Source organism: Actinoplanes subtropicus, assembly GCF_000721705.1.
GTDB classification, from domain to species: Bacteria; Actinomycetota; Actinomycetes; order Mycobacteriales; family Micromonosporaceae; genus Actinoplanes; species Actinoplanes subtropicus.
Genome location: NZ_JOJL01000192.1, coordinates 1 through 237 on the forward strand (window position 1 = coordinate 1; position 237 = coordinate 237).

The window sequence follows — 237 nt, forward strand, 5'->3', positions numbered from 1 at the left end:
TGCTCATGCTCCTGCTAGCGAGCGCCACCGAGCACGGCTGGGCCGCAGCGGTCGGTATGCCCGACATCGGAGCACTCGCCGCCTCCGAGATCGGCGTCATCACCGACCGGCTCGCGCTTGTGCCCGACCCAGGCCCGGACTGGCCGCAGGTCGTGGCCGCGTTGATCGACGGCGTCGACCTGGTCGCCCTCAGGACGCCCGGGCCGGTCGCCGACGCCACCGTGCGGTCGCTGCAGG

Annotated in this window: 1 pseudogene; it reads left to right on the forward strand. The window is 73.4% G+C overall.

The window, feature by feature from the left end:
- Positions 1–237, forward strand: a pseudogene (locus IH26_RS61895) (hypothetical protein); the annotation flags it as partial.